Here is a 23,919-nt window from a genome sequence, read left to right on the forward strand (position 1 = left end):
AGTCAACTGTACTGTTGACTCTTTTCGTCATTTTCTGCAGATTAATCGAGCAAACAACAATCTTCTGCTACTTTTGCTCGCCACCGATAAAGCGATAAACCATCGCACCGAGTAATCCACCCATGATGGGTGCTACCCAGAAAAGCCAAAGCTGGCCGATCGCCCAGTCACCGGTAAATACAGCGACCGCAGTACTACGTGCAGGATTCACGGAGGTATTTGTTACAGGGATACTGATCAGATGGATAAGAGTCAGACACAATCCGATTGCAATCGGAGCAAAACCCTTTGGAGCACGGGTGTCAGTGGCACCAAGGATTACCACAAGAAACATCATGGTCATAACCACTTCAGTGACAAAAGCGGCCAACAGACTATATCCCCCTGGAGAATGCGCACCATAGCCGTTTGAAGCGAAACCAGCCGACACATCAAAACCCGCCTTCCCGCTGGCAATCAGATAAAGTATTCCTCCTGCTGCAATTCCACCCAGAACTTGTGCGACAATATAAGGAAAAAGTTCTTTTGTTGGAAAGCGACCACCCGCCCACAGTCCAAAAGAGACCGCAGGATTCAGGTGACACCCTGAGATATGACCTATGGCAAAGGCCATCGTCAGGACGGTGAGACCAAAGGCCAGGGACACACCAAGCAGACCAATACCAACAACGGGGAATGCCGCTGCCAACACGGCACTACCACACCCACCAAGAACCAGCCAAAATGTACCAAAAAATTCTGCACCATATTTGTTCATTTCAGTCTCCTTTGTCGTTGTTTTTTTGCTGGCACCGCTTCTTCCCGAAAGCGGTTACTCACCCTTGTATCTTATCTTTACATGCAACGCATTTATGCAGTAAATTCAGTCGATTCACCACAAAAAGTCTGTTGTGAGATAGAATTATTAAAAAGTTGCAGGCCTGTGTATTATGGTAGTCGGTAATAGCAATCGAGCATGTTTTTCAACGCGCTTCGTGCTGTGATATGAGTGTTAGGATTTGATTTCCACAACAATAAGTATGTTAGGGGAACTCCTCCCGGCCATCTGAATACTTAGCAAACCGCCCCTGTTCAGGTGGGTGAACGTTGTCAGAGTTCGGCCATGGCCAGCCGCCAAATCTCGTTGTCTCATAATCATGAAATGCCTGCTGAATCTCTAAAGAGTTATTCATTACAAATGGCCCATGCTGTACAACCGGCTCATTGATCGGCTGACCTTGAAGGACGAGGAGAAAAGCGTCTTTATTTCCATTTTTTATAACAATAGGTTGATCTTCCAATAGATCAACCGAATGATAGGAATCAACATCTGTTCCCGCAATATTTAAAGAAGCTCCACGATAAAAATAAAGAGAGCGGTTTACCCCAGAAGTGGCCGGAGGAATAGTCCACCCAGCATCAGCCTCCAATCTGATGAGCCAGATTCCGACCTCATTCACCGGTTCATGGGCCCAGGAATCAGGTGCAGGCTCAGGTGCTCCCATGCCATGTATACTCCCGGCAATAAGGGTTACCTCAATCGATTTGCCATTTTGGTCAATTTCTCGAAAAACCGGAATATTCTCAGCCCAGAGCATCGCAAAATGGGGCTTGGAAAATTTCTTTGCTTTTGGCAGGTTAAGCCATATTTGAAAGAGCTCCAGTGGATTGCCGCCATCCTTATTAAGTAGAGGAAACATTTCGGCATGCTGCAATCCAGCCCCGGCCGTCATCCACTGCACATCCCCATCCCCGTATCGGCCAGATGCGCCATGGGAATCGGAATGATCAACAAATCCCTTCAATACCACAGTGACCGTTTCAAAGCCCCGGTGAGGATGTTCTGGGAAACCCGGTATCTTTTTTCCATGATACATCCGCCAGCCATCTTTAGGGGTAAAATCCTGTTGAAGATTCCTTCCGGCAAGAGACTCCACCGGTCCCAGCTCATCATTTCCAGCGGGATAATTATCAAGATGGTGGACACAAAATAAAAATGGATCACAGGTCTCCCAGGTAAAACCGAGAGGTTTAATATTCCTGATGAATTTATTATTCATGGACGTTCCCCAATATAGGTCTATCTCTTTAATTAAACTGGTATTATTATTCGTTTCCTGACTGATCAACCCATATTAACTGACTTGAATCAAAGCCATATTTTTCAGCCTGCTCCAGAAATGAATGTTTCAATCGATCAGGGACGCGAGGGCTTCGTGACAGCAGCCAGAGATAAGAGGTGTCAGGTCCGCAGACAAAGGCATACTCTTCTGGATCATAATCGAAAACCACATAGGAGCCATAAAATGGGCCAAAGAAGGAGACCTTGAGATGACCTGTACTTTCGTCTCCGACAAAATAGGCTTTACCTACAGCCTCTTTCCATTTGTCATTTTTGGTTGAATAGCCTCTATTTTTTACCTCTACTCCCCCGTCAGCGCGTAAAGAATACTCTGCAGTCACATTAATCATTGCCCGCTCAAAGCTGTGATCAAGTCGAGCAATCTCGTACCATTTGCCCAAATATGGCTGCAACTGAAAGTCAGAAACCGGCTGAACCCCGACGGGGTGTCCCAGGCAGCCAGCAAACAGTGGTGATAAGAGAAAAAGCAACAGTTTCTTCACTCTACTCCTCCCATAAGGCTTGAATGGTAACATGCAAAATGCGTTTAAAAAAGCTGGGGACGATTAGAGGTTGCCTGACTTTGCACGCAAAATCTTCAGGGTTGCCGTCAACCACTTTGCACTCTCAATACGAGCACCGTCCCGGCAGTGCACGGTATAGGCTTTACCGGAGACGCTACTTGTTGATGCAGCATATTGTATAAAGTCTTCCGCTGTTGTAATCTTTCCCTGCTTTAAAAAATACAGATACTTTTTGTTTATATGTTCTGCTGCATCCACAGCTGTAAACCATGCGCCGTTTCTCTGGAATGTACAGCCAGATGTCTTGATATATTCCAGTAAAAAGGTGATTTCATTTTCCGCAGTATTACCCGTATCAGCTGCAGGTAGCGGCAGAGGCAAAACGAGCAGAAGCACGAGAATCAGACTTCTGAAGATTACAGAACATTTTTTCATGGCTCTTCGCTTTCATGGCACATCAGATCAGGGAAGATGAGTCAGTGGCCAGAAACAACTGAACCCTCAACTTTTTTTTACACCATAAGAACCAGCAAAGGAGTTGTCCGGTTTTTTATGGAGGATGGATATTCTCTTTTGTACTCGCACCCCATTTTTTCATAAAACCCCCTTGCATGAGGGTCAGCCAGAATACATAAACGGGGAATCTCCCGTTCCCTGCACTTCGCATGCAAGTTGCTAAAAAGCTGGGTGCCAATGCCTTTACCGATACACTCTGGAGTGATAAACATGTGCTCAAGCCAGACACCCTTTTCAAGACTTGTCTCACCAAACACAAGATCACTTTCAAGTGTGACGACAGAGTAATAGCCAACGACCGCACCGCCCTGTTGAAATGCCATCACATCATTTTTTTCGATGTAACTGGCATCAACGGTCAGCTCTTTGGTCCATATTGCAAAATAGCTTTCCGGATATCCCCAATATCCTTTTGAGGCAAAGGATATTCTGGTAAGGATTTCAGCATCCTGAGGGGTGGCGGGGCGAATCATCATTTTCCACGGCAAAAATAATGGGTTTTCAAAAGACTTACTTCTCGTTTTTGCTGTTTTTCTTTTTCCCTTGAAACCGTTTTACATGAAGAGCACGGCGGGTGGATTTTTTGGCCACGGAATGACCAAAACCCGCTAAGGGGCGCCTGCTAAGGGAAAAATATTCACCATGACAGTAGGCCAAAAGGCCTACCCTGGCAAGATCAAATTTACCATTCTTATCAATGACTCTGCTGTCCACTTTATTGCACACAATCTCAGCCAGAAACAGATCATGGGTACCAAGTTCTGTTACCGACCGGACCTTACATTCAAGTGCAACAGGACTCACTGAAAGAGAGGGAACATTCACCTCTGAACCAGGGTCAAGTTCCATGCCGAAATGCTTTATTTTATCAACGACCCTCCCGGACCGGCATCCGCAGAAATCGGTCATTTTCAACATTTCCGAGGTGGTGAGATTGATGACAAATTCGCCTGTTGCCTGGATGTTTTCGTAGGAAACGCGTTCTTTGCGCACGGCAATTGTCACCATGGGTGGGCGGGTGCAGGCCACCCCGGTCCAGCCGACAGTAAAGACATTCACCTTACCGCTGCCATCGACAGTTGTCACCAGAACAGCGGGCAACGGTCCAAGAAGTACAGCACCTTTAAACAGTTCTTTTGCCACAAAATCCTCTTTTATTTATTTTCATTTTCCCCGAATGATCATTTTCTTTGAAATCAGGAGAGAATCGGTATAGTGACCGGAGGCATATACTCCACAGCGGATTTTCACTTCGTTCGCTTATCTGCGAAGATAGTTTTCGACTTCCACACAAATATGGGTAAAAACGGCCTTTCCCGGCCACCTCCTGAAGAAAATATCAAACCTGTCCCTCCTCGTACCCTTTATCAATTGCAACAGGATTATTTTTCGCGGCTGCCACGGCCAGTCTGTCACAGCGCTCATTGAGTTCATGACCTGCATGCCCCTTCACCCAGTGGAAAGACACCTGTAATCCATGAAGAAGGGTGAGGAGCTGCTGCCATAAATCGATGTTGACCGCCTGTTGGCCATCGCTTTTTTTCCAGCCCTTTGCCTGCCACTTCTTTGCCCAGCCTTTTTCTATGCCATTGACCAGATAACTCGAATCAGAAAAGAGATGGATCTTTTTTGTGGTCGCTTTCACTTCTGTGAGAGCTACAATTGCTGCCATCATCTCCATACGGTTGTTCGTGGTCTGCCTGAATCCACCGCTGAACTCCTGCCGCTCTCCACCTCTCTCAATCACGGCACCATAGCCCCCGGGTCCGGGATTGTTGATGCTTCCTCCATCAGTATAGATCACGATATCCTCTTTTGCAAAACAACCGGGGCTTCGACTACCTGTCCCAGCGGTTTTTACCCCGGTTTTGCCAGGCTTCTTGTCATAGACAGGAGCTTCAAGCCAGGATAACGCTTCCTGTTCTGTGGGAAAACTTTTGTATTTGGCACCTGCAAAGCCCTTCACCTGTGCCTCTGCGCTCGCCCAATCGGTAAAAATACCATTTTCCCGACCTACGGCTACCGCATAAAATTTCTTTTTGGCCATACCAAAAACTCCAGTCCTATTGTCTCAATGTCAACGGCTCCAGACCACTCCGGTGACCGTATTACCGCGCTTATTAAAGAAAAGCTTGTCAAAACTCATCATATTGGCCATGGCTATTCCCCGGCCATGGTTGTGAATTGCCCGTGTTGTATCAACACTTAGATAGTTCTGCCAGTCAAAGCCGTCCCCATCATCACTTGTTATGAGATGACAGCCGTCTTCTTTTTTTTCAAAGCTGACCCGGACGATTCTGTCTTTGTAGCGGGGCTGAGTAAGACGTCTGTCAATCTCCTCCTGCAAGGTATTCCGGGCAAGCAGCTGACCTTTTTCTTCATAACTGATAGCCAGGTTTCCATGCTCCACCGCATTGATAAAAAGCTCTGATATACCGGTGAAAACCTGATCAGGATCTGGAAAGAACTGACTGAGAAATACGGCAAGTTTTTCACCTTCTCCAAGGGTTCTAAAACTACAGTCCAGCGACTGTACCAGGGTCATACTCTCCTGCAGCTCTAAAAAACGTTTGCGCTGTTCACGGTATTTATGAATTTTCAAACGGGCGGCTTCCACAATGGAGGATAAGGTTTCAATGGCCAGGGGCTTGACCAGATAATAAAATACCCCGGCCTCGATCCCTTCTTTTATTTCCTGGGGCTTACCGGCTGCGGTCTGCATGATAATTGGAATCCGCCGAAACCTCTGATCGGCTTTTACCTTCCTGCAAAACTCAATGCCATCCATTTCTGGCATGATCCGATCGAGCAAAATAATATCAACTTCCTCACCACACTCCTCCATAACACGAAGAGCATCAACACCGTTTACCGCGGTCTGTACACGATATTTCTTACGTTCCAGCATAGACTCCAGCAGGCGAAGTGCCAGCGGATTATCATCTACAGCCAGGACTGTTGTTTTTTCTACAGGTATAATATTCCTCAAATACACAGCAGATATCCGTTTTAGGTTGATGTTATAATTATACGGTATTGCATTTATCGCCACCTATAAGAGTATAGTCTACAATTCATAATTACAGTCAATTCTCCCTAAAAATCAATACAGACTCCGGTAAAATTAAAAAAGCCGGATTTTCCTTCTGGAAAATCCGGCTTCAAACAAGCTTTACAACCTGTAAAGAATTAACAACCTCGGATGCCTCAGCCTCCGGCACTTTTCACTTCTTTTGTTGGAGCACCATCTTTTGCCTGTGCGGCTCCAATCCCGTCGCGGGTGATTTTGATTGCTACATCTTTGGCGATTTCAAGGGTGACCACATTATCATTAATTCCAGTGATAGTGCCGTAGATTCCACCTTTGGTTACAACTTTGTTGCCTTTTTTCAAGTCGTTAAGAAAAGCCTGATGCTGTTTTGCCTGTTTCTGCTGTGGTCTGATGAGCAGAAAATAAAAAACAACAAAAATGAGAATCAACGGGATAAAAGAGGCAAAACCTCCAGCCGCACCTGCAGCCGGGCCTGCCGCATGAGCAATACCTACCATAATAGTTCCTCCAGAAAAGTAACAGAAATATGTAAACGTGAAACTCAGCTAAGCTCTCGTCACATCTTCAAAAATAAAACTCAGAGCAAAGTAATCATTCATTCTCAAGCTTGCTATAAAAATCTTTGCGGAACCGGGCAAAGTTATCCTCTTCGATGGCCTTGCGAATACCAGCCATCAGGTTCAGGTAAAAATGAAGATTATGAATTGTATTCAAATGGGAACTGAGGATCTCCCTTGCATGGAAAAGATGTCGCAGATAAGCACGGGAGTAGTTCCTGCAGGTGTAGCATGTGCAATTTTCATCTATCGGGCCATGGTCATCCCGATACTGTGCATTTTTGATGGAGATCTTTCCCTTTTCGGTAAACAGAGAGCCGTTTCTCGCGTTTCTGGTGGGCATGACACAGTCAAACATGTCCACTCCTCTGTAGACCCCCTCAACAAGGTCCGCAGGAGTACCCACACCCATAAGATAGACGGGGTAATCTTTGGGAAGAGCCGGGACAGTTTCTTCCGTCATGTCATACATCAGATGCTTGTCTTCTCCTACACTCAAGCCACCAATGGCATAACCGTCAAAGCCGATATCAATAAGGGCTGCTGCATGTTCTCTCCGTAGTTCAGGATACATACCACCCTGAACTATACCAAACAGGAGCTGGTCTCTTTTCGTATGGGCCATGCGACAGCGGTTTGCCCAGCGGGTGGTCAGATCCGTTGCCTTGATCGTCTCATCTTTGGTTGCAGGAAAGGGAATACAGGTATCAAGACACATCATGATATCTGAGCCGAGAGACTGCTGGACATGCACCGCATCTTCGGGGCTGAGAAACAGTTTAGAGCCATCCAGATGAGACTTAAATGCGGCCCCTTCTTCAGTGATGGTCGCGAGCTCTTTGAGGCTGAAGATCTGGAAACCGCCACTGTCCGTGAGTATAGATCCCTTCCAGTTCATGAACTTATGCAGACCGCCAAAACTTTCGATTAACTCGTGACCGGGACGGATAAAGAGATGATAGGTGTTGCCCAGGATAATCTGAGCATTCATCTCCTGCAGGTTTTCAGGAGTAACAGCCTTAACGGTTCCCTGGGTTCCCACGGGCATAAAGACGGGGGTCTGAATTATTCCCTGGCGGGTTTTCACTTCTCCACGCCGTGCAGCGCATTCAGAAGACTGTTTATGTAGGGTAAAAGGTGAGGTATTGGTCATGATAGTATTTTTAAGTTGGAGGTGTCTCTTCATTTATCTTTGCTACGGGTCATAGCATTGACCATGATAATTTGCAATGACGGAAAAACTCTCAACCCCTGCCTCCAATTGTTACATCTGCAAATGATACGCCTATAAAGAAACTGAAATACCGGGAAATTTATCGTCACATCAAGCAGGTTTCTCGTGCATAGAATATCGGTTCAACACTGCCAGGCATTTAATTACACTTGTTTTTTCGAAATTTATCTGCATACTCTATAAATACATGCACATCGAAAAACGAGCCCCTAAGAAATAATAAGATAACCAGATCACTACAGAAAAAACAGTAACAACCAATGAAAACTATTGTCATCATAGAAAACGAAACGGTGCAGCTCAATGCTCTGGTTACTCTTTTTAAGCAATGGCAAAAGAAAATAAATATAATTACGGCAACCAGAGAACAGGCCGCCATCTCAATTATTTCCAAGCAACAAGTTGATCTGGTTGTCTGCGACCTTGCAATTCCTAGCAGTTTTTCACTTGCCGATTTTTCTCTGCTGACCCGGACCTTTCCCCAGGTACCCTGCATCACCCTGTCTGAACAACAGGGACCACAGCCTGAACAACTCATCGAATACGGGGCGAGCCATTGTTTGCTCAAACCCCTTGATACGGATTATCTTCTCGATTGCGCCCATGAGATACTTGAAGGCTCCCTTACCGGCACCACCGAAGGTATTCCAGTACACAGTTTCTTGCAGATGCTGGAAAGCGAAGGGCAGACCTGTACTCTTGAAGTAACCACCCTCAAAGATCGGGGGCTCCTCTATATTAAGAACGGAGAGCTGATTGGTGCAGAAACCAAGTCAATAAGAGGTGAAGAAGCCGCGCATCTCATTCTTGCCTGGCCTGAAACCCGACTCAGACTGCGCCACTTCAACGGTCAATATCAGAGACAGATAACGAAAGATCTCCTCTCTATCATTATTGAGTCTTTTGAGCTCTCCTCAGAACTGGCACAAAAAAAAGCAGGTATTACCACAGGCCGCCACCAGCTGCCTCTGCAACATGCAACCACAAGAGGCAAGGAGTTCCCCGTCGAAATTGGTGCCAGAATTAAAATCGTTTTTTTTGATCTTGAGAAAGAAGTGGAGAGCAGTCTGGTCGGCCTGGTAAAGGACAACTCCGTGATCGTTGAAAATCCCATTCCGGAAACTGACCTGCAGCATCAGATTCACGGCAGGCGTGTCATGGTAAAGTTTGTGTATAAAGGGCGGATGTGGATGTTTAAATCACAACTCATCGGTGTTACCACAAGCCCAGCTCCACTGCTCTTTTTCGAATACCCGGAGGCGATTCACTTCCATGAACTCCGCAAGGCGAAAAGGTCTTCGATCTTTATCCCATCAACCTTTCACCTTGAGGGCGAAAAAGAACTGTTTGGGATGCTCATCGACATGAGCCTTACCGGCAGTTTATGTCAGATCAAACACAATAATCTGCAGAATGTTCCGGTGATAGACATCGACTCAACAGTGGTATTACGCTGCCTGCTGCCGGGAATCTCCGAAGAGCAAAAACTCTATGGAAAAGTAAAAAACATGAAGATTGAACAGGGAGAAACCCGTATCGGTGTCGAATTTGAAAGCCTCCAGCCCCAGTTGACCGACACGATCGGCAAGTACCTCTACTCTCTTGATCAGGCTTCAGGTTAGCCTGTAGCTTTCTTTGCACCGTGGCCAACGGTCCAATTTGACTTATAAAGTGCACGGTTTAGTTATATTTTTTCCAGAGGCTCGTAATACAACTGCGAATTTGACCTTCCTGCCTGACAATATCCTCACAGAGGGCCAACTGGTTTCTCGCCCGGAGTAAATTTTCACCATCGCGTCGTACCCTGAAATAGACATTGCCCCGCAGATGATCGGTAAAAAATCTCAACCCTAATTCAAAACAGATGGCCAGTAAGCCGTCGTAAATATAATGATGGTCCAGACAAATCTCATCTGCCAGTTCACAGGAAAAATAACCTTCAAGAGCCGCCTGACAGAGGCTGAGGTTAAAACCCGCCATTTGACTGTCCTCAGCCGATTCCGTCATGTTACTACAAACCGAACGCAGGCAGTCTCCAAGATCGTGATAGACGATCCCCCGGCCCACTGTATCGAGATCCAGAAGGCCAACCGCCTCATTGGCAGCACTAAAAATAAAGTTATCCACCTTAGGATCGCCGTGAATTGTCTGGAGAAAAATATCCTCTTGTACCCGGGCTCTTTCAATGCCCATGGCCGGTTCTCTATACTTTTGAATTAATTGTCGGCAAAAAGCCGTTGCAACATCACCTCTTTCACAACGTTGCCCTGACGTCTGATCATACTCATGCAGGTAGCTTGAAAGGTGATGAAACCCCGGTAAGGGATCTTTCATCAGCCCTTCTGGGATGTCATAGAAAAGATTGTGAAACCTTGCAAGTGTTCTCCCAACGGACCGGGCCTGCTCAGTGGAATCGATTCGCAGGACGCAGGAGGCAGGAAGGTAACGTTGAGCACGCCAGTAGCCTCTGCGGCTGTCGACAAAACAGATATTGTGATCTTTGGCGTAGACAGGTTCAGCCATAACAAAACCTGCACGAAGAGAGGAGGCTTTACCTGCCAGATGCTGACAGATGATTTCAAAATTTTTTATAACCACGGCTGGATCGGGAAAAACATCCCCACTCAGTTTCTGGAGTACAAAAGGCTCAGGCGTGGTCTCAACGAGAAAAGTTGTATTGATATTTCCCTGCCCCAATGGACGAATGGTTGCAGAGCTGTCACAGGAAAAAGCCGCCAGTATTTCAGCTTGCTCTGGTATCATTAATGTTGAGCCCATTTTTACCTAAAAATTCTACGAGGCAGCCGGCGCCACCAATAAGAGCAGCATTCTTATTAAGAAGAAGCCTTACGGGTATTTTTTTCATCAATTGAGACATCTGACCTTTGTCTAGAAACTGCTCAATAAATCCCTGAAACGATACATGACCGGTTAATCGGGGTAAAATACCTCCCCCCAGATAGATGCCACCCAATGCATATGTTTTAAGGGCCAGGTTTCCTGCCTCACTGCCTAAAATTTTCAAAAAAAGGTCAACTGTCCGGCGGCAGAGAGGACATGCCTTATCAGCGATGGCGCCAGCTATAATAGCAGGTGTCCTGTCCGTTTTCCCCGACATCTCCCCTGCGACGTGGACAGATTCATCCATGCCGTAATACGACTTACAAAAATCATACAGCCTGGCAATGCCAGGGCCCGCTATCAGATATTCATAACTGACAGGTGTCTGTTTTTTCCGCACCCAGGCAAGAAGTGCCATCTGCTCTTCGTCCACAGGGGCAAAATCGGCGTGCCCCCCTTCAGTGCCCGTTACAAAAAGCAGACCGTCCGACTCCACGATAAGACCCTCCCCAAGGCCGGTTCCCGGAGCCACAACTGCTGAGACGGCTCCTCCACCGGGGTCACCCTGCTGGATAATCTCAATATCGGCAAAATTGTTGGAAGAAAAATGTTTTATAGATCTTGCCACAGCGGTGAGATCATTGATGAGGATAACTTTTGTAAAGCCAAACTGTAGCTCAAGATTAACGCTATCTAAGGTCCAGGCTAGATTTGTCATCTCTGCACGGCCCTTGCCGACCAGTCCTGCCACTGCAAGACAAGCGATAGAGGGAACGTGTTGAATTGTGGACAAAAACTTATGGATAATCTCTTCAACGCTTGAAAAACTGCTGTTGAAATAGCGCTGTTGATAGAGGGGCTTTGTCACGTTACCGGGAAGAAAGAGGGCAAAATCGCTCTTGGTTCCTCCGATATCAGCCACAAGAAGTGTGGTGTCTCCGATCAGGTTTGTCACTGTGATTCTCTATTGAGTAGTCTGAAAAAGATGCACATCCTGCTGAGGATATGGAAAAGAGATACCCTTTTCATCAAAAGTGAGCTTAATTTTTTCGTTCAGAGAAAAATATACATCCCAGTAGTCTTCGGTTTTTACCCATGGCCGGACCACGAGATCAACAGATGAAGCTCCCAGGGCTGAGACAGCAACAACCGGCGCAGGACTGGCAAGGATCCGATTGTCAGCGGCCATAATCTCTTCAAGGGTTGTTTTGGCCTCAAGGATATCATCGTCATAGCCAATACCGACTACCAAGTCGACACGTCGTGTTGGATTGGCCGTAATATTAGTGATGGTTGCATTGGATATAGCACCATTGGGGATGATCTTTTTCTGGTTATCTCCGGTGTTCAGGATAGTCGAAAATACTGAGATGGCCTCAACCTTGCCGCTTTCCCCGCCTACGGTCACGACATCTCCTACCTTGAATGGCCTAAAGAGGATGAGCATTATTCCGGAGGAAAAGTTGGCCAGAGAATCCTTGAGGGCCAGGCCAATTGCAAGAGATGCAGCCCCTAGAACCGCGAGAAAAGAAGTTGTTTTAATCCCAAGTTGACCTGCTGCTGCGATGATAACGCTTGTAAGAAGAGCGTAATAGAGGATCCCTTCCAAAAATTTAATGAGAGTCAGATCAACAGACCTTACCTTCATCAATCTGATCAAAACGTTGGTTATTTTCCGGGCTATCCACTTACCGATAAGAAAAATCAGTAGTGCTGCAACCGCCTTGCCGGTGTAAGAAATCACAAGCGGCTGCAGATTTTTTATCATTTCAGGATCAATGGTAAAATTCATGGGTTCCTCTTCAAGGCAAGGTGAGAGAAATGAGTATGATGAAAAAAGTAGTTCTTATACTCCCCTGGGCAAACACCATTTCTCCTGCACCAACATTGTTAGTATTAAGATATGACTGGCTCAACTGGAGGTAATGCTACAGGCCCACTTCTATAATTACTCGTTGAGAGCGCGAATATCCCAGGCCTCAGTCCTGCTGTTATTGTCAGTATTTTTAACGATTGTAAATTCAAAAATCTGGGAAGAATCATTAAAAAGAGAATCGTTGACCTCAACAGCCTTAGAACAATGAAAAAAAACGGATTCCGGTAGAAGTCCCTTCGGGGTGAGATTGTAGTAGCGCATAAAACCAAACCCCCTGTCAGGATTGTAGTTTATGGGAATACCACGCTTACGCTCTTCGCCATTTTGTGCAGGAATAGGCAGAAGTCCCGGAATGAGAAAGCCGGAGAGAAAACTGTCTGCGGTCTCTTTGAGTTCATGGCTGACATGGTTAAAGCCGATAACCTCAACCCGGCATCCCATATTTTGCAGGGCCAGGACCAAACGGATGAAATCTCCGTCACCCGTGAGCAAAATAACTCTGTCAAGATTTCTCGCCTGGAGAAGCGCGTCGATGGCCAGATCCATATCAGCATTAGCTTTGGTGGTCAGGATACCTTCGTCATCGACAAAATGTTTGACTAATTTTTTTATAACCTTAAATCCACACTGGCGAATAACATCATGGTAACGATATAACTTTTGTCTGTAATCCGGATCATCTTTGGTGCGTTCCCTATCTTCAGCAAGATAGGAATTGGCCCGCAGTAATACTGAGTTTCCCGCGTTGGCCAGATCAACCAGAACATCATAACGCATGCCGTAACCGCCACACATACGGATGTTTTCAGCATCTACATAGATTCCCGTTTTGAGCATATCAATCTGTACAGTCTAAAAGCAATAATTTAAAAACAGTTTTAAAGTCAGGCTGATCCTTGAAGGGGTGAGCTAAACCATTTCAAGGATCTCTAACAAAAGTGGCCTGATATAAATATCGGCCTCCTCTAACTCCCTACTCCCACTCAATGGTAGCAGGTGGTTTGGAGGAGATGTCGTAAACCACCCGGTTGACCCCACGAACCTCATTGATGATTCTCGTGGAAATTTCACCGAGTATCTCGTACGGCAGCTTGCTCCAATCGGCGGTCATTGCATCTCTTGAATCGACACAGCGAATGGCAACAACATGTTCATATGTCCTGCCATCCCCCATTACTCCCACAGTCTGAATGGGAAGAAGAACGGCAAAAGATTGCCATACTTTCCGGTACCAGCCGGCCTTTCTCATCTCATCGAGCACAATCACATCAGACTGACGCAGGATGCGCAGTCTTTCTGCAGTGACCTCACCCATAATTCTGATACCAAGCCCGGGACCGGGAAAAGGTTGCCGGTAAATTGCTTCTTCAGGAAGACCCAGCTCAAGCCCTAACTCCCTCACCTCATCTTTAAACAACTCCCGGACTGGTTCGATAAGATCAAGCTTCATAATCTCTGGCAAACCGCCAACATTGTGGTGGGATTTAATAGGAGCCTCCCCTCTGAAACTTACCGACTCGATTACATCGGGATAGAGAGTACCCTGGGCCAGATACCTGACCTTACCTATTTTTTTGGCTTCTTCTTCAAAAATCTTAATAAAGCCAAGACCAATCCGTTTACGTTTGATTTCCGGGTCTTCAACGCCTTCCAACTCTTTCAAGAAAAACTCTTCGGCATTAACATCAATGACGTTGAGCTTGGACTTTTCTTTGAAGAATCTGAGGATCGACTCGGATTCTCCGGTTCTCATAAGTCCGTTATTCACATAAATGCAGGTAAGTTGATTGCCGATGGCCTTATGGATAATCGCGGCGACAACAGAGCTGTCAACCCCTCCGGAAAGCGCGCAGATGACATTATCATCCCCAACCTGCTCACGAATAGCTTTGACATTCTGTTCGATAAAGGAGTGCATGGTCCACTCTGGCTGGCAGTTACAGATGCCAAAGATAAAATTTCTCAGAATGTCATTGCCAATAAGCGTATGGGCGACTTCAGGGTGAAACTGCACCGCCACAAAGGGTTTCTCTTTGTGGCGAAGAGCCGCATACGGCGAATGTTCACTGGTTGCAGTGACTTCAAAGCCTTCAGGGAGAACTTCAATCCGGTCCCCGTGACTCATCCAGACCTGGTGGACCGCTTCACCGGTCTCAAGCCCTGCAAAAAGGCCGGCGGTGTAATGTACATTAAGGTAGGCCTTGCCAAACTCCCGCTTTACTGCTTTTTCCACCTTGCCATCGAATTGCTGGATCATCAACTGGGCACCGTAGCAGATACCGAGCACAGGTACTCCAAGCTCAAAGATCTCCGGGTCACAGAGCGGTGCATCCTCATCGTAGACGGAACATGGGCCACCAGAGAGAACGATACCCGTAGGCTTGAGTTCTTTGATCTTCTCAAGCGGGGTAGAGAATGGGTGAATTTCACTGTATACTTTCTGTTCGCGAATGCGGCGGGCAATCAGCTGCGTCGTTTGAGAACCGAAGTCAAGAATAACAATTTTTTCGCTATGAATATCCATGGGTTTTCCCGTTAATTCTGTATTATCTAAAGTGTAATCAGGCGGTTCTGTAGTTTGGTGCTTCTTTTGTGATTATAACGTCGTGAACGTGTGATTCCCGAAGCCCTGCTGCAGAAATTCGTACAAACTGAGCTTTCTGCTGAAGCTCAGCAATCGTTGCAGCTCCAACATAGCCCATGCCAGAACGAAGACCACCCAACATCTGATAGAGTACGGTGGAAATAGGCCCGCGATAGGGCACCTTACCCTCAATTCCTTCCGGAACAAGCTTTGAACTCGACGTCACCTCGGATTGAAAATAACGGTCCGCAGAGCCTTGAGACTGACTCATGGCGCCAATGGAACCCATGCCGCGGTACGCCTTGTAGGTACGCCCCTGATAGAGGAAGGTGTCTCCAGGAGTCTCATCTGTTCCGGCAAAGAGGGAGCCCAGCATAACCGAGGACGCTCCCGCGCCTATGGCCTTTGCCAGATCTCCGGAATGCTTGATTCCACCATCTGCGATAATGGGGATATTATATCTGTTGGCGACCTCAACACACTTCTTCAGCGCCGTCATCTGAGGAACACCGACTCCAGCCACAACCCGGGTGGTACAAATTGAACCCGGTCCGATTCCAACTTTTACTGCATTGGCCCCCGCCTCAATCAATGCCTCAGTTCCTTCTCCTGTTGCGACATTTCCTGCGATAACAGAAAGAAGAGGAAAAGCCTGTTTCACCCGGCGAACAGCCTCAATAACACCTTTGGAGTGTCCATGGGCGGAGTCAATTGCAACAACATCAACCCCGACAGACAAGAGCTTTTCAGCCTGTCTTTCTATATTAGGTCCGACTCCGAGTGCCGCTCCCGCAAGCAGCCGGCCAAATCTATCTTTCGCGGCAAGGGGATATTTCTTTATCTTTTCAAGGTCTTTAATAGTGATCAAACCTTTTAAGGCGCCATGATCATCCACGACTAACAGTTTCTCTATACGGTGCTCATGAAGAAGGGCCTTTGAGTGCTCAAGCGTAATCCCTACCTTCGCGGTAACAAGATTTTTAGAGGTCATAACATCGGCGACACGGAGACCATCATCGGAAACAAAACGCAAATCCCGATTGGTTACGATACCAACGAGCTTGCCCTCATTGAGAACCGGTAAACCTGATATTTTGTAGGTGCTCATAATCTCCTGCACCTCACCCACCGACTGGTACTGACTGACCGTTATCGGATCGATAATCATTCCGGATTCCGATTTTTTAACCCTTTCGACCATAAGGGCCTGTTCCTCAATGGACATATTTTTGTGAATAATACCAATCCCCCCTTCTCTTGCCATGGCAATAGCTGTACGAAACTCTGTTACGGTATCCATCGCAGAGCTCAGTAACGGCGTTTTCAGGGAAATAGTGTCGGTAAGTCTCGTCTCAAGGTTCACCTCGTTTGGTAAAACACTGGAAGCTGATGGGACGAGGAGTAAATCATCAAATGTGAGTGCAGTTTCTATCTGGTCTGGTAACATGTTCCCTCCTTGTCAGGGATTGAAGTCAAAACCACCTCAAAACAACCTCTTTAAAAAGAAGCGCTTTCATCGCTCAGCACGCCGGAGGTTCAGTTGGTCCTTTTGAATTTCAAATAATGCGTTATATTTAAGAGTAGTAAAATAAGTCAGATCTGAAAATTATCTTATGTTTTTTTGGGCGAAATAATGAAAGGCCAAGGCTTCCCAGTAGTGGTCGATAACGGATAACGAGACATAAAAGGATTACCATTCAATGCTGCTTGAAATAAACCCAATAAACCCACAGCAACGTTTGATCGACCGGGCTGTGAAGTTACTCAAAAATGGTGCCATCATCTGCTACCCGACAGATACCGGATATGGAATTGGCTGTGATCTTCTTAATCCAAAAGGTATTAAAGGAATCATGCTGCTGAAGAAAAGACCCAGCCACAAACCGTTTTCCTTTCTCTGCTCAGACCTCTCAGATATCAGCCAATATGCCCATGTCTCCAATACCGCTTACAGGCTTTTGAAAAAGAATCTTCCGGGCCCGTACACCTTTGTCCTACCGGGAACAAAACTGGTGCCAAAAGTTATGGCGACCAAACAGAAAACCGTTGGAATAAAAGTCCCCAGTCACCCAATCAGTCGGCTTCTGGTAGAATCCCTGGGCAACCCACTTGTTAACACCAGTGTACAGCTTGAAGATGACGAAGCGACCCTAGCGGACCCCTATGAAATAGAAGAGTATATTGGCAACAGGATAGGGCTTATCATTGACGCAGGCCCTATCTATCCCGATCCTTCTTCAATCATAGACCTTACCGGCGACTATCCGGAAGTATTACGCGAAGGCAAAGGGGATGTTACTCCGTTTCGCTGATCAACGCCTCTTTCAAAGACTTACTCATGGTGAAGTGTAAGGTCTTTCTGTCCGGAATATCCATAATCTTTCCGGTTCTGGGGTTTTTGGTTGAACGTGGTCTGCGGCTCCTTACAGAGAAACTGCCAAAACCCCTTAACTCTATGCGTCGGTCTTCGACCAGTGCTTTTGACATTGTATCTAACATGATATCCACTGCAAGGCTTACATCTTGTTTCTGCATGGACAGCTCACTGCTTACCTTATCTACGAGATCTTTTTTCAACATACCTAACAACAATTATATAAGAGATTACCGGCGCACATAACGGGCACCAAAAAAATATAAAAAAAGGTTGTCTTGTCAAACTCCTGACAAGACAACCCTTTAGGCTACAGCACAAGCACCCTTACGGCGCCTTACTATTCATTATCCGTGTTATCACTGCCTTCAGCTGCGGCTTTCAGAAGGTCTCCGAAAGTAGATGGTGCAGCCTCAGAAGCAATTTTTTCGGCTTTCTTGAACTTCTCTACAGCAACCTCTTCGTCGTCGCCTTCGAGGGTTTTCACTGAAAGTCCGATTTTACGATCTTTAGCGGAAACATTGATAACGATGGCTTTAAGAATATCGCCCATCTGATACATTCCAACGGGTGTTTTCACCTTGTCTTTGGAAAGCTCAGAAACGTGTACAAGTCCTTCAATACCCTCTTCCAGTTTAACAAAGACACCGAAGTCAGTCACATTGGTAATCTCGCCCTCGACAACAGTCCCTGAAGGGTAGTTGTTATAGGCAGCCTGCCATGGATCTGGAACCATCTGCTTGATACCAAGAGAGAATCGCTCGTTTTCTTTATCGATCTTGAGCACTACAGCCTGAATGGTCTCGCCTTTTGCATACTTCTCAGAAGGATGCTTAATACGCTCAGTCCAGGACAGATCAGATACGTGAATCAGACCATCAATACCTTCTTCGATACCGATAAAGACACCAAAGTCAGTGATGTTCTTAATCTTGCCTTCTATAACAGAGCCGACAGGATAATTCTCAGTTACCAGATCCCATGGGTTTGGTTGAAGCTGCTTCATACCAAGGGAGATTCTCTTGGTTTCTGTTTCGATATTCAGAACCATAACCTCAACTTCGTCACCCACAGAAACCATCTTGCTTGGATGACGTGGTTTCTTGGACCATGTCATTTCAGAGACATGGATCAGACCCTCAACACCTTCCTCAAGCTCCACGAACACACCATAATCGGTGATCGAAACAACCTTGCCGCGCGTGGTCTGGCTGAGTGGGTAACGGTCAACCACTGTCTCCCATGGGTCGTCGCGAAGCTGCTTCACACCAAGGGACACTCTGTCGTGGTCTCTATCGTATTTTAGAACCTTAACTTCGAGATCTTCACCAACTTTGTAGAGCTTGGCTGGATGTGAAACCCGGCCCCAGGAGAGGTCGGTGATATGACAGAGTCCGTCCATTCCACCCATATCGATGAAGAGACCGTAATCGGTGATATTGGTGATTGCACCGGTAATGATCTGACCTTCTTCAAGCTTGGAACGCATTTCTTCACGAAGCTTGTTACGCTCCTCTTCAAGAATTGCACGGCGGGAAATAACGACGTTGTTTCTCTTTTTATTAAACTTAAGGATTTTAAAATCCATGGAATTACCGATAAGCGCATCCAGATCTTTGACTGGGCGAAGATCGATTTGTGAGTATGGCAGGAAGGCAGGGACGCCGATATCAACGGACATACCACCTTTAACGCGGCTCTCAATTTTACCATTGATCGTCTCATCTGCTTCCTGAATCTCAGCAATTCTTTCCCAAACTTTAATTGCAATGGCCTTTTCTCGTGACAGGAGGAGTCCACCCTCTTCTTTACGACGCTCAACGAAGACTTCAAATACGTCACCGATGTTTATTTCTTCACCATCTTCCAGGCGGAATTCGGACTTGGCAATGTAGCTTTCAGCCTTATCACCAACATCAACAAGCAGGTAGTCATCAACGGTTCCGATGATGGTGCCCATGGCGACATCGCCTACGGCAACAACCTTGTTGTTTTCTTCCATCTCAAAGAGCTCTGCAAAGCTCATCTCTTCCATACTGTCCTGGGTTGATTGATTAAGTTGTTCTGTCATGGATTATACTCTTCCTGTAGACCTGAGGGCCAATTGGTTAAAGGGCTTCTACCCGCCATCACTGCAGTGACAGTCAGGCAGAAAGTAACAAAGGCCACACTCCACTGTGGAGAGTAACCTTCTTTGATTTGAACAGTATTGTATATCAACTTTTCATCGAAAGGACAACTACTTCTTGTACAATAGATGTTTTTTTATTTTTCTTTTCCCGCAGGTCATTATTCCTGGGCACCTTGAATATCAGTCTAAAGAAGTCACTGAAAATTCCCACAATCAACTGTATTTACATTATATATCGGGGTGTTAATTTGCTATTTAGCAAACAGCTCAGAAGCTATCCAGCTCCAGTTATGATTTTTCCTGAACCTTTCTGGAATAATTCTTCCGCCCACTGCGTGGTCTCGGCTTTCTCTTTTGCCCCGGTCGACCACCTCCACCACCTTTTGCAGCCTGTGGTGGCGCAGTACCTTTTGGTGGTTTGACGAGCAAGGATTCTTCCGGGACGACGCATTCCAGTTTTCTCCCAATATATTCTTCTATCTCAGGCAGGTAAAACGAACCCTCCTCACAGGCAAAACTCACTGACTTTCCGGATGCTCCTGCTCTACCCGTCCTGCCAATCCTGTGCACATAGTCCTCCGGCTCATACGGCAGGGTATAATTCACGACAAAGGTAATTCCGTCTATATGAATTCCTCGACCGGCCACATCCGTCGCCACCAGTATTTTAACCTTACCTTCACGGAAGTTTTCCAGACGTGTTGTTCTTTTGTTCTGGGCTACATCACCTGACAGCAGAACACAATCGATACTGTTGCGCTGCAATCTATCGGCAAGCCTCTTGGCCTCATTTTTCATATTGGCAAAGACAATGATACGGTCATCTGGATGTTGCTGAATGAGGTTATAGAGCACCGCATATTTTTCGTCAGTCGTGGTCAGATAGACAACCTGCTCGACCGTATCAACTGCCACCTGCTCGGGTTCTGCCTCGACAACTTTCGGCTTTTCGCACCACTGGGAGGCCAGCCTCTGCACATCGTCTGAAACCGTTGCGGAAAACAGCATTGTCTGTCGTTCGTGTTTCCCGGCAAGTCGGCCAACAATCCTCCGGACATCAGGGATAAAACCCATATCTAGCATCCTGTCCGCCTCATCAAGGACGAGGATCCGGCAACGACTGAGGTCAACCACACCCTTGCCAATGAAATCAAGCAACCTGCCGGGAGTTGCCACCAAAAGATCACAGGTTCTCTCTGTCAAAAGGTCCTGCTGTTTTTGATAGTCCACCCCACCATAGGCAGATCTTACGGTCAGATTGCAGTACTTACCAAGCATCTGGCCATCTTTTGCAATCTGCACCACCAGTTCTCTTGTCGGAGCAAGGACAAGTGCTCTGGGCTGCCCTTTTCGGTTTTTCTTTTCTTCAAGCAGTCTTGAAAAAATCGCCACCAGAAATACCGCTGTTTTTCCCGTCCCGGTATTTGCCTTACCCACCAGGTCCTTTCCTGCCAGAACGTCTTCAAGGGATTTCTCCTGGATGGCAGTGCAATACATGAAGTTTTGCTCGGCAATTGCCCGCATCACCGGAAGTGGAATCTTAAAATCGTGAAACCGCGATTTCCCCGGTTCCGGTGTCACAACAAACTGATCAAGAGACCATACGGGTTTGGGAGGTCTCACGGGAGCCTTGGCTTTTGGCTTTACTGGAGCTGCGACAGAGGTAGTTTCCTGTATTTCTTCTTTATCTGGTTGCTCACCCAGCTTGTTTTCGACTTTTCCTGCCTCTTCGCCCCCCACAAATCTATCATAACGCCGTTTGCCCGCCTGAAAAAATCTTTTCATTTTCTTGGATGCGGAGAGGATAATATTTTTCATTTTTCAACTCAATCTTAGATGAAATTACACAGGGCGATCAAATATGCCCCCTGTAATGGAAGGTGTAACAGAATGAGCCTGCCGTTGCAGGCTCAAGAGTATCAACAACATACGAGGATAAAACGGCTGCGACAAGAGAGAATACGCCGCCAGAAAAAGAAAAAACAGAGAAGAGAAAAACAAAGGATATATGGCTCAAAAAGAACCCGCTACTTCCCGGCAATTCGGAGTTCTTCCATCAGAGGACCAAAAAGCGCTTCATATTCAGGAATAACCTTTTTCAGCACAACTCCAATATGTCTGAGATCCTGATCATTCACCACAAGATTTGCAGAATATGCCAGGGCCTGCAGATCATACAAGGTCTCAAACTCATCACCCAACAGGGCATAAAGGACGTAGCGCCTGCGGCTCATACTCATCTTACGCATATAGTTGTGGAATTTTCCGGACGAAATCCCCCCGCTCTCATAGCGGCTATGAAGAAACACAGCGGCATAATTGACAAAACGCATCCTTTCTATCGCCTCTGTTGCATCATTTGCCTGCTCAACCTGATAGCCGTAGGTTGCTGCCGCCTTGACAACCATCTCCCGCGCTGGGATTTCGGGCATGAGCACCAGTGCTCTTGGAATATCTTCAATAACCTCCTGATCATCAAAGAGTCCTTCAGCAAGCCAGCTGACATCTGGCGGGGCTGGCGGCCGAACCTTGCCTGCACTCTGCATGACAGGGCTATTTTCTTTTTTACGCCGGATATCTTTAGGGACCGCGGTTACATCTACGCTCAGTGCGTCAAGAGCAAAGGGCTTTGTACAATAGACGCATTTGACCTTTATTTTTTGACCCGGATCCAGTTTTTCAATACTTTCTCTGATCTTACCACTCAGCTTCAGTTGTTTCTGACAATGGGGGCAGTTTACTTGCATGGTTTCCTCATAATACCAGGTGATTCTCAAGACTTCTGCAGGTTCGGTTTCCGCTCGCCACTAACGACGATAGCCATAGCCTGCATCTTCCTCTTCTTCCATGGACAGGTTGGTCAATTGCGTGGTTGATTCGCCCCGTTCAGACTTAATCCTATCAAGACCTCTATTCATTTCCGCCCTATGTGAACAGAAGGTGATGGCACTTTTCTCCGTTATCATCCCCCTGCTGTACAGTTCCAGGATATGCTGATCAAAGGTCCTCATATCAAGGGCCGAACCTTCACTGATGATATTGTAGTATGTTTTTTCTTCGGTTTCCCCGTTGAGGATTAGATCCTTTACCCGCAGACTCGTTCGCAGAATCTCCATGGCGGCCACCCTCCCCCCGCCAACGCGAGGCATCAGTCGCTGGCTGACAATCCAGCGCAGGGTATCAACAAGGCGATTACGGACCTGTGGCTGTTCCTCCTGCTCAAACATACCGAGGATACGGTTAATTGTCTGGCCTGCATCAATGGTATGCAAGGTCGAAAGAACCAGATGGCCAGTTTCAGCTGCAGTCAAGCCGATTTCCAGGGTATCTCTGTCCCGCATCTCACCCACCAGAATAACCTTTGGAGCCTGACGTAAAGCCGCTCTCATACCTACTGCAAAACTTGAAAAATCATTTCCGAGCTCGCGCTGATTAAAGGTGGCCTGCAACTGTTCGTGTACATACTCGATGGGATCTTCAAGGGTTACCACATGGACGGCCCGCTCCTGGTTGATTCTGTTGAGAAGAGCTGCAAGTGATGTCGTCTTTCCTGTACCTGTGGCACCGGTAAAGAGGATGAGTCCGTTGAGGTCGGCGGCCATCTTACCAAAAGCCGCTGGAAACTGCATATTTTCAATCGACGGAACCTGCGTCTCAAGTTTTCTCAGAACAGTGGTAAAATATCCTTTCTGGGTAAATATATTCACCCTGAACCGGGCCTTATCTGACAAAGAATAGCTAAGGTCACAGGAACCATTTTCAACCAGATCCCTTAAAAGACGTCGATTATTACCAATGAGATTAAGAGCAAATACCTCCGTTTGAAAAGGGGTCAATTCAGCCACCGGAGGAGCAACATCAACAGGAACCAGCACACCTGCTGACTCTACCTGCAAAGATTTACCTACAGTAATATTAAGATCAGATACGTTGCTGTGGGATTCGAGCATCGCCGCAATCCAGTAATCTATTTCCGTTTTTTTCATACAGCTCCCCTGAAAAATTGTGCACGACCAACGACTTTCATAGTATATTGTTATGAGTCTAACAATTTTTACATGTTTTTTGCAAATTTTCTACACATTTCTTCTCTTTACACATTTACAAAACATATATTGGAGTAATACAG

General features: G+C 46.5%; 23 protein-coding genes. 2 read left to right on the forward strand and 21 right to left on the reverse strand.

The features are described from left to right. Nucleotides 1-67 precede the first annotated feature (67 nt). The 10 genes from aqpZ to tgt form a co-directional block, all read right to left on the reverse strand. Nucleotides 68-757: an aquaporin Z gene (aqpZ, locus tag FCL48_RS13490; RefSeq protein ID WP_136872815.1), complete on the reverse strand. Its 690-nt coding sequence runs from the start codon at nucleotides 755-757 to the stop codon at nucleotides 68-70. 265 nt (nucleotides 758-1,022) lie between these two features. Beyond that, nucleotides 1,023-2,039, reverse strand: coding sequence for a pirin family protein (locus FCL48_RS13495; RefSeq protein WP_136872816.1), 1,017 nt, complete (start codon nucleotides 2,037-2,039; stop codon nucleotides 1,023-1,025). A 46-nt stretch (nucleotides 2,040-2,085) separates the two neighbouring features. Next, nucleotides 2,086-2,604, reverse strand: a complete 519-nt coding sequence (locus FCL48_RS13500; protein ID WP_136872817.1) for a lipocalin family protein — start codon at nucleotides 2,602-2,604, stop codon at nucleotides 2,086-2,088. 63 nt (nucleotides 2,605-2,667) lie between these two features. Then, nucleotides 2,668-3,060 carry a DUF5329 domain-containing protein gene (locus tag FCL48_RS13505; RefSeq protein ID WP_136872818.1) on the reverse strand — a complete coding sequence of 131 codons (393 nt, stop codon included), beginning with the start codon at nucleotides 3,058-3,060 and terminating at the stop codon, nucleotides 2,668-2,670. Nucleotides 3,061-3,137: 77 nt separating this feature from the next. After that, entirely contained in the window at nucleotides 3,138-3,617 is a 480-nt protein-coding gene (locus tag FCL48_RS13510; protein ID WP_136872819.1) for a GNAT family N-acetyltransferase, read from the reverse strand. Nucleotides 3,618-3,651: 34 nt separating this feature from the next. Beyond that, on the reverse strand, nucleotides 3,652-4,284 hold the full coding sequence (locus FCL48_RS13515) for a flavin reductase family protein (protein ID WP_136872820.1): 633 nt from the start codon (nucleotides 4,282-4,284) through the stop codon (nucleotides 3,652-3,654). Between the two features lie 196 nt (nucleotides 4,285-4,480). Further along, on the reverse strand, nucleotides 4,481-5,188 hold the full coding sequence (gene rnhA / locus FCL48_RS13520) for a ribonuclease HI (protein ID WP_136872821.1): 708 nt from the start codon (nucleotides 5,186-5,188) through the stop codon (nucleotides 4,481-4,483). A 30-nt stretch (nucleotides 5,189-5,218) separates the two neighbouring features. Further along, nucleotides 5,219-6,136, reverse strand: a complete 918-nt coding sequence (locus FCL48_RS13525; RefSeq protein WP_169309217.1) for a response regulator — start codon at nucleotides 6,134-6,136, stop codon at nucleotides 5,219-5,221. 212 nt (nucleotides 6,137-6,348) lie between these two features. Continuing rightward, nucleotides 6,349-6,690, reverse strand: a complete 342-nt coding sequence (gene yajC / locus FCL48_RS13530) for a preprotein translocase subunit YajC (RefSeq protein ID WP_136872823.1) — start codon at nucleotides 6,688-6,690, stop codon at nucleotides 6,349-6,351. Nucleotides 6,691-6,784: 94 nt separating this feature from the next. Next, a complete protein-coding gene (tgt, locus tag FCL48_RS13535; RefSeq protein WP_240744844.1) occupies nucleotides 6,785-7,936 on the reverse strand; it encodes a tRNA guanosine(34) transglycosylase Tgt in 1,152 nt (383 codons plus the stop codon). Between the two features lie 308 nt (nucleotides 7,937-8,244). Here tgt and FCL48_RS13540 point away from each other — a divergent pair, with 308 nt between their 5' ends. Then, complete coding sequence (locus FCL48_RS13540; RefSeq protein WP_136872824.1) at nucleotides 8,245-9,606, forward strand: response regulator; 1,362 nt, start codon at nucleotides 8,245-8,247, stop codon at nucleotides 9,604-9,606. A gap of 58 nt (nucleotides 9,607-9,664) precedes the next feature. Here the strand turns inward: FCL48_RS13540 and FCL48_RS13545 are convergent, their stop codons facing one another. The 6 genes from FCL48_RS13545 to guaB all read right to left on the reverse strand — a co-directional run bounded on the left by FCL48_RS13545 (nucleotide 9,665) and on the right by guaB (nucleotide 16,732). Beyond that, entirely contained in the window at nucleotides 9,665-10,762 is a 1,098-nt protein-coding gene (locus tag FCL48_RS13545; protein ID WP_136872825.1) for a phosphotransferase enzyme family protein, read from the reverse strand. Continuing rightward, nucleotides 10,728-11,780: a glucokinase gene (gene glk / locus FCL48_RS13550; RefSeq protein WP_169309218.1), complete on the reverse strand. Its 1,053-nt coding sequence runs from the start codon at nucleotides 11,778-11,780 to the stop codon at nucleotides 10,728-10,730. Before glk ends, FCL48_RS13545 begins: the two co-directional genes overlap by 35 nt. 9 nt (nucleotides 11,781-11,789) lie before the next feature. Continuing rightward, entirely contained in the window at nucleotides 11,790-12,617 is an 828-nt protein-coding gene (locus FCL48_RS13555; protein WP_136872827.1) for a mechanosensitive ion channel family protein, read from the reverse strand. A 156-nt stretch (nucleotides 12,618-12,773) separates the two neighbouring features. Further along, nucleotides 12,774-13,538, reverse strand: a complete 765-nt coding sequence (locus FCL48_RS13560; RefSeq protein ID WP_136872828.1) for an NYN domain-containing protein — start codon at nucleotides 13,536-13,538, stop codon at nucleotides 12,774-12,776. A 136-nt stretch (nucleotides 13,539-13,674) separates the two neighbouring features. Next, nucleotides 13,675-15,225: a glutamine-hydrolyzing GMP synthase gene (gene guaA, locus FCL48_RS13565; RefSeq protein WP_136872829.1), complete on the reverse strand. Its 1,551-nt coding sequence runs from the start codon at nucleotides 15,223-15,225 to the stop codon at nucleotides 13,675-13,677. 37 nt (nucleotides 15,226-15,262) lie between these two features. Beyond that, nucleotides 15,263-16,732 (reverse strand): IMP dehydrogenase, encoded by a 1,470-nt coding sequence (gene guaB / locus FCL48_RS13570; protein WP_136872830.1) that lies wholly within the window; start codon nucleotides 16,730-16,732, stop codon nucleotides 15,263-15,265. A gap of 253 nt (nucleotides 16,733-16,985) precedes the next feature. Here guaB and FCL48_RS13575 point away from each other — a divergent pair, with 253 nt between their 5' ends. Beyond that, a complete protein-coding gene (locus FCL48_RS13575; RefSeq protein WP_136872831.1) occupies nucleotides 16,986-17,597 on the forward strand; it encodes an L-threonylcarbamoyladenylate synthase in 612 nt (203 codons plus the stop codon). Here FCL48_RS13575 and FCL48_RS13580 read toward each other — a convergent pair. The 5 genes from FCL48_RS13580 to FCL48_RS13600 all read right to left on the reverse strand — a co-directional run bounded on the left by FCL48_RS13580 (nucleotide 17,581) and on the right by FCL48_RS13600 (nucleotide 23,776). Beyond that, nucleotides 17,581-17,865 carry an HU family DNA-binding protein gene (locus FCL48_RS13580; protein ID WP_136872832.1) on the reverse strand — a complete coding sequence of 95 codons (285 nt, stop codon included), beginning with the start codon at nucleotides 17,863-17,865 and terminating at the stop codon, nucleotides 17,581-17,583. The two genes, FCL48_RS13575 and FCL48_RS13580, sit on opposite strands and share 17 nt — an antisense overlap. Before the next feature lie 134 nt (nucleotides 17,866-17,999). Further along, nucleotides 18,000-19,730, reverse strand: a complete 1,731-nt coding sequence (locus FCL48_RS13585; RefSeq protein WP_136872833.1) for a 30S ribosomal protein S1 — start codon at nucleotides 19,728-19,730, stop codon at nucleotides 18,000-18,002. Nucleotides 19,731-20,078: 348 nt separating this feature from the next. Next, nucleotides 20,079-21,608 (reverse strand): DEAD/DEAH box helicase, encoded by a 1,530-nt coding sequence (locus FCL48_RS13590; RefSeq protein ID WP_136872834.1) that lies wholly within the window; start codon nucleotides 21,606-21,608, stop codon nucleotides 20,079-20,081. A gap of 209 nt (nucleotides 21,609-21,817) precedes the next feature. Continuing rightward, nucleotides 21,818-22,537, reverse strand: a complete 720-nt coding sequence (locus FCL48_RS13595) for a hypothetical protein (RefSeq protein WP_136872835.1) — start codon at nucleotides 22,535-22,537, stop codon at nucleotides 21,818-21,820. Nucleotides 22,538-22,597: 60 nt separating this feature from the next. Then, nucleotides 22,598-23,776: a type IV pilus twitching motility protein PilT gene (locus tag FCL48_RS13600; protein WP_136872836.1), complete on the reverse strand. Its 1,179-nt coding sequence runs from the start codon at nucleotides 23,774-23,776 to the stop codon at nucleotides 22,598-22,600. Nucleotides 23,777-23,919 lie beyond the last annotated feature (143 nt).

This window comes from Desulforhopalus sp. IMCC35007 (assembly GCF_005116575.1).
Lineage (GTDB): Bacteria > Desulfobacterota > Desulfobulbia > Desulfobulbales > Desulfocapsaceae > Desulforhopalus_A.

What these genes read in the sequence shown, in the direction of transcription:
- aqpZ (WP_136872815.1), bottom strand. Translation starts at nt 757, where the DNA reads ATGAACAAATATGGTGCAGAATTTTTTGGTACATTTTGGCTGGTTCTT.
- FCL48_RS13495 (WP_136872816.1), bottom strand. Translation starts at nt 2,039, where the DNA reads ATGAATAATAAATTCATCAGGAATATTAAACCTCTCGGTTTTACCTGG.
- FCL48_RS13505 (WP_136872818.1), bottom strand. Translation starts at nt 3,060, where the DNA reads ATGAAAAAATGTTCTGTAATCTTCAGAAGTCTGATTCTCGTGCTTCTG.
- FCL48_RS13510 (WP_136872819.1), bottom strand. Translation starts at nt 3,617, where the DNA reads ATGATGATTCGCCCCGCCACCCCTCAGGATGCTGAAATCCTTACCAGA.
- rnhA (WP_136872821.1), bottom strand. Translation starts at nt 5,188, where the DNA reads ATGGCCAAAAAGAAATTTTATGCGGTAGCCGTAGGTCGGGAAAATGGT.
- yajC (WP_136872823.1), bottom strand. Translation starts at nt 6,690, where the DNA reads ATGGTAGGTATTGCTCATGCGGCAGGCCCGGCTGCAGGTGCGGCTGGA.
- tgt (WP_240744844.1), bottom strand. Translation starts at nt 7,936, where the DNA reads ATGAAGAGACACCTCCAACTTAAAAATACTATCATGACCAATACCTCA.
- FCL48_RS13540 (WP_136872824.1), top strand. Translation starts at nt 8,245, where the DNA reads ATGAAAACTATTGTCATCATAGAAAACGAAACGGTGCAGCTCAATGCT.
- FCL48_RS13545 (WP_136872825.1), bottom strand. Translation starts at nt 10,762, where the DNA reads ATGGGCTCAACATTAATGATACCAGAGCAAGCTGAAATACTGGCGGCT.
- FCL48_RS13555 (WP_136872827.1), bottom strand. Translation starts at nt 12,617, where the DNA reads ATGAATTTTACCATTGATCCTGAAATGATAAAAAATCTGCAGCCGCTT.
- FCL48_RS13560 (WP_136872828.1), bottom strand. Translation starts at nt 13,538, where the DNA reads ATGCTCAAAACGGGAATCTATGTAGATGCTGAAAACATCCGTATGTGT.
- guaA (WP_136872829.1), bottom strand. Translation starts at nt 15,225, where the DNA reads ATGGATATTCATAGCGAAAAAATTGTTATTCTTGACTTCGGTTCTCAA.
- guaB (WP_136872830.1), bottom strand. Translation starts at nt 16,732, where the DNA reads ATGTTACCAGACCAGATAGAAACTGCACTCACATTTGATGATTTACTC.
- FCL48_RS13575 (WP_136872831.1), top strand. Translation starts at nt 16,986, where the DNA reads ATGCTGCTTGAAATAAACCCAATAAACCCACAGCAACGTTTGATCGAC.
- FCL48_RS13580 (WP_136872832.1), bottom strand. Translation starts at nt 17,865, where the DNA reads ATGTTGAAAAAAGATCTCGTAGATAAGGTAAGCAGTGAGCTGTCCATG.
- FCL48_RS13585 (WP_136872833.1), bottom strand. Translation starts at nt 19,730, where the DNA reads ATGACAGAACAACTTAATCAATCAACCCAGGACAGTATGGAAGAGATG.
- FCL48_RS13590 (WP_136872834.1), bottom strand. Translation starts at nt 21,608, where the DNA reads ATGAAAAATATTATCCTCTCCGCATCCAAGAAAATGAAAAGATTTTTT.
- FCL48_RS13595 (WP_136872835.1), bottom strand. Translation starts at nt 22,537, where the DNA reads ATGCAAGTAAACTGCCCCCATTGTCAGAAACAACTGAAGCTGAGTGGT.
- FCL48_RS13600 (WP_136872836.1), bottom strand. Translation starts at nt 23,776, where the DNA reads ATGAAAAAAACGGAAATAGATTACTGGATTGCGGCGATGCTCGAATCC.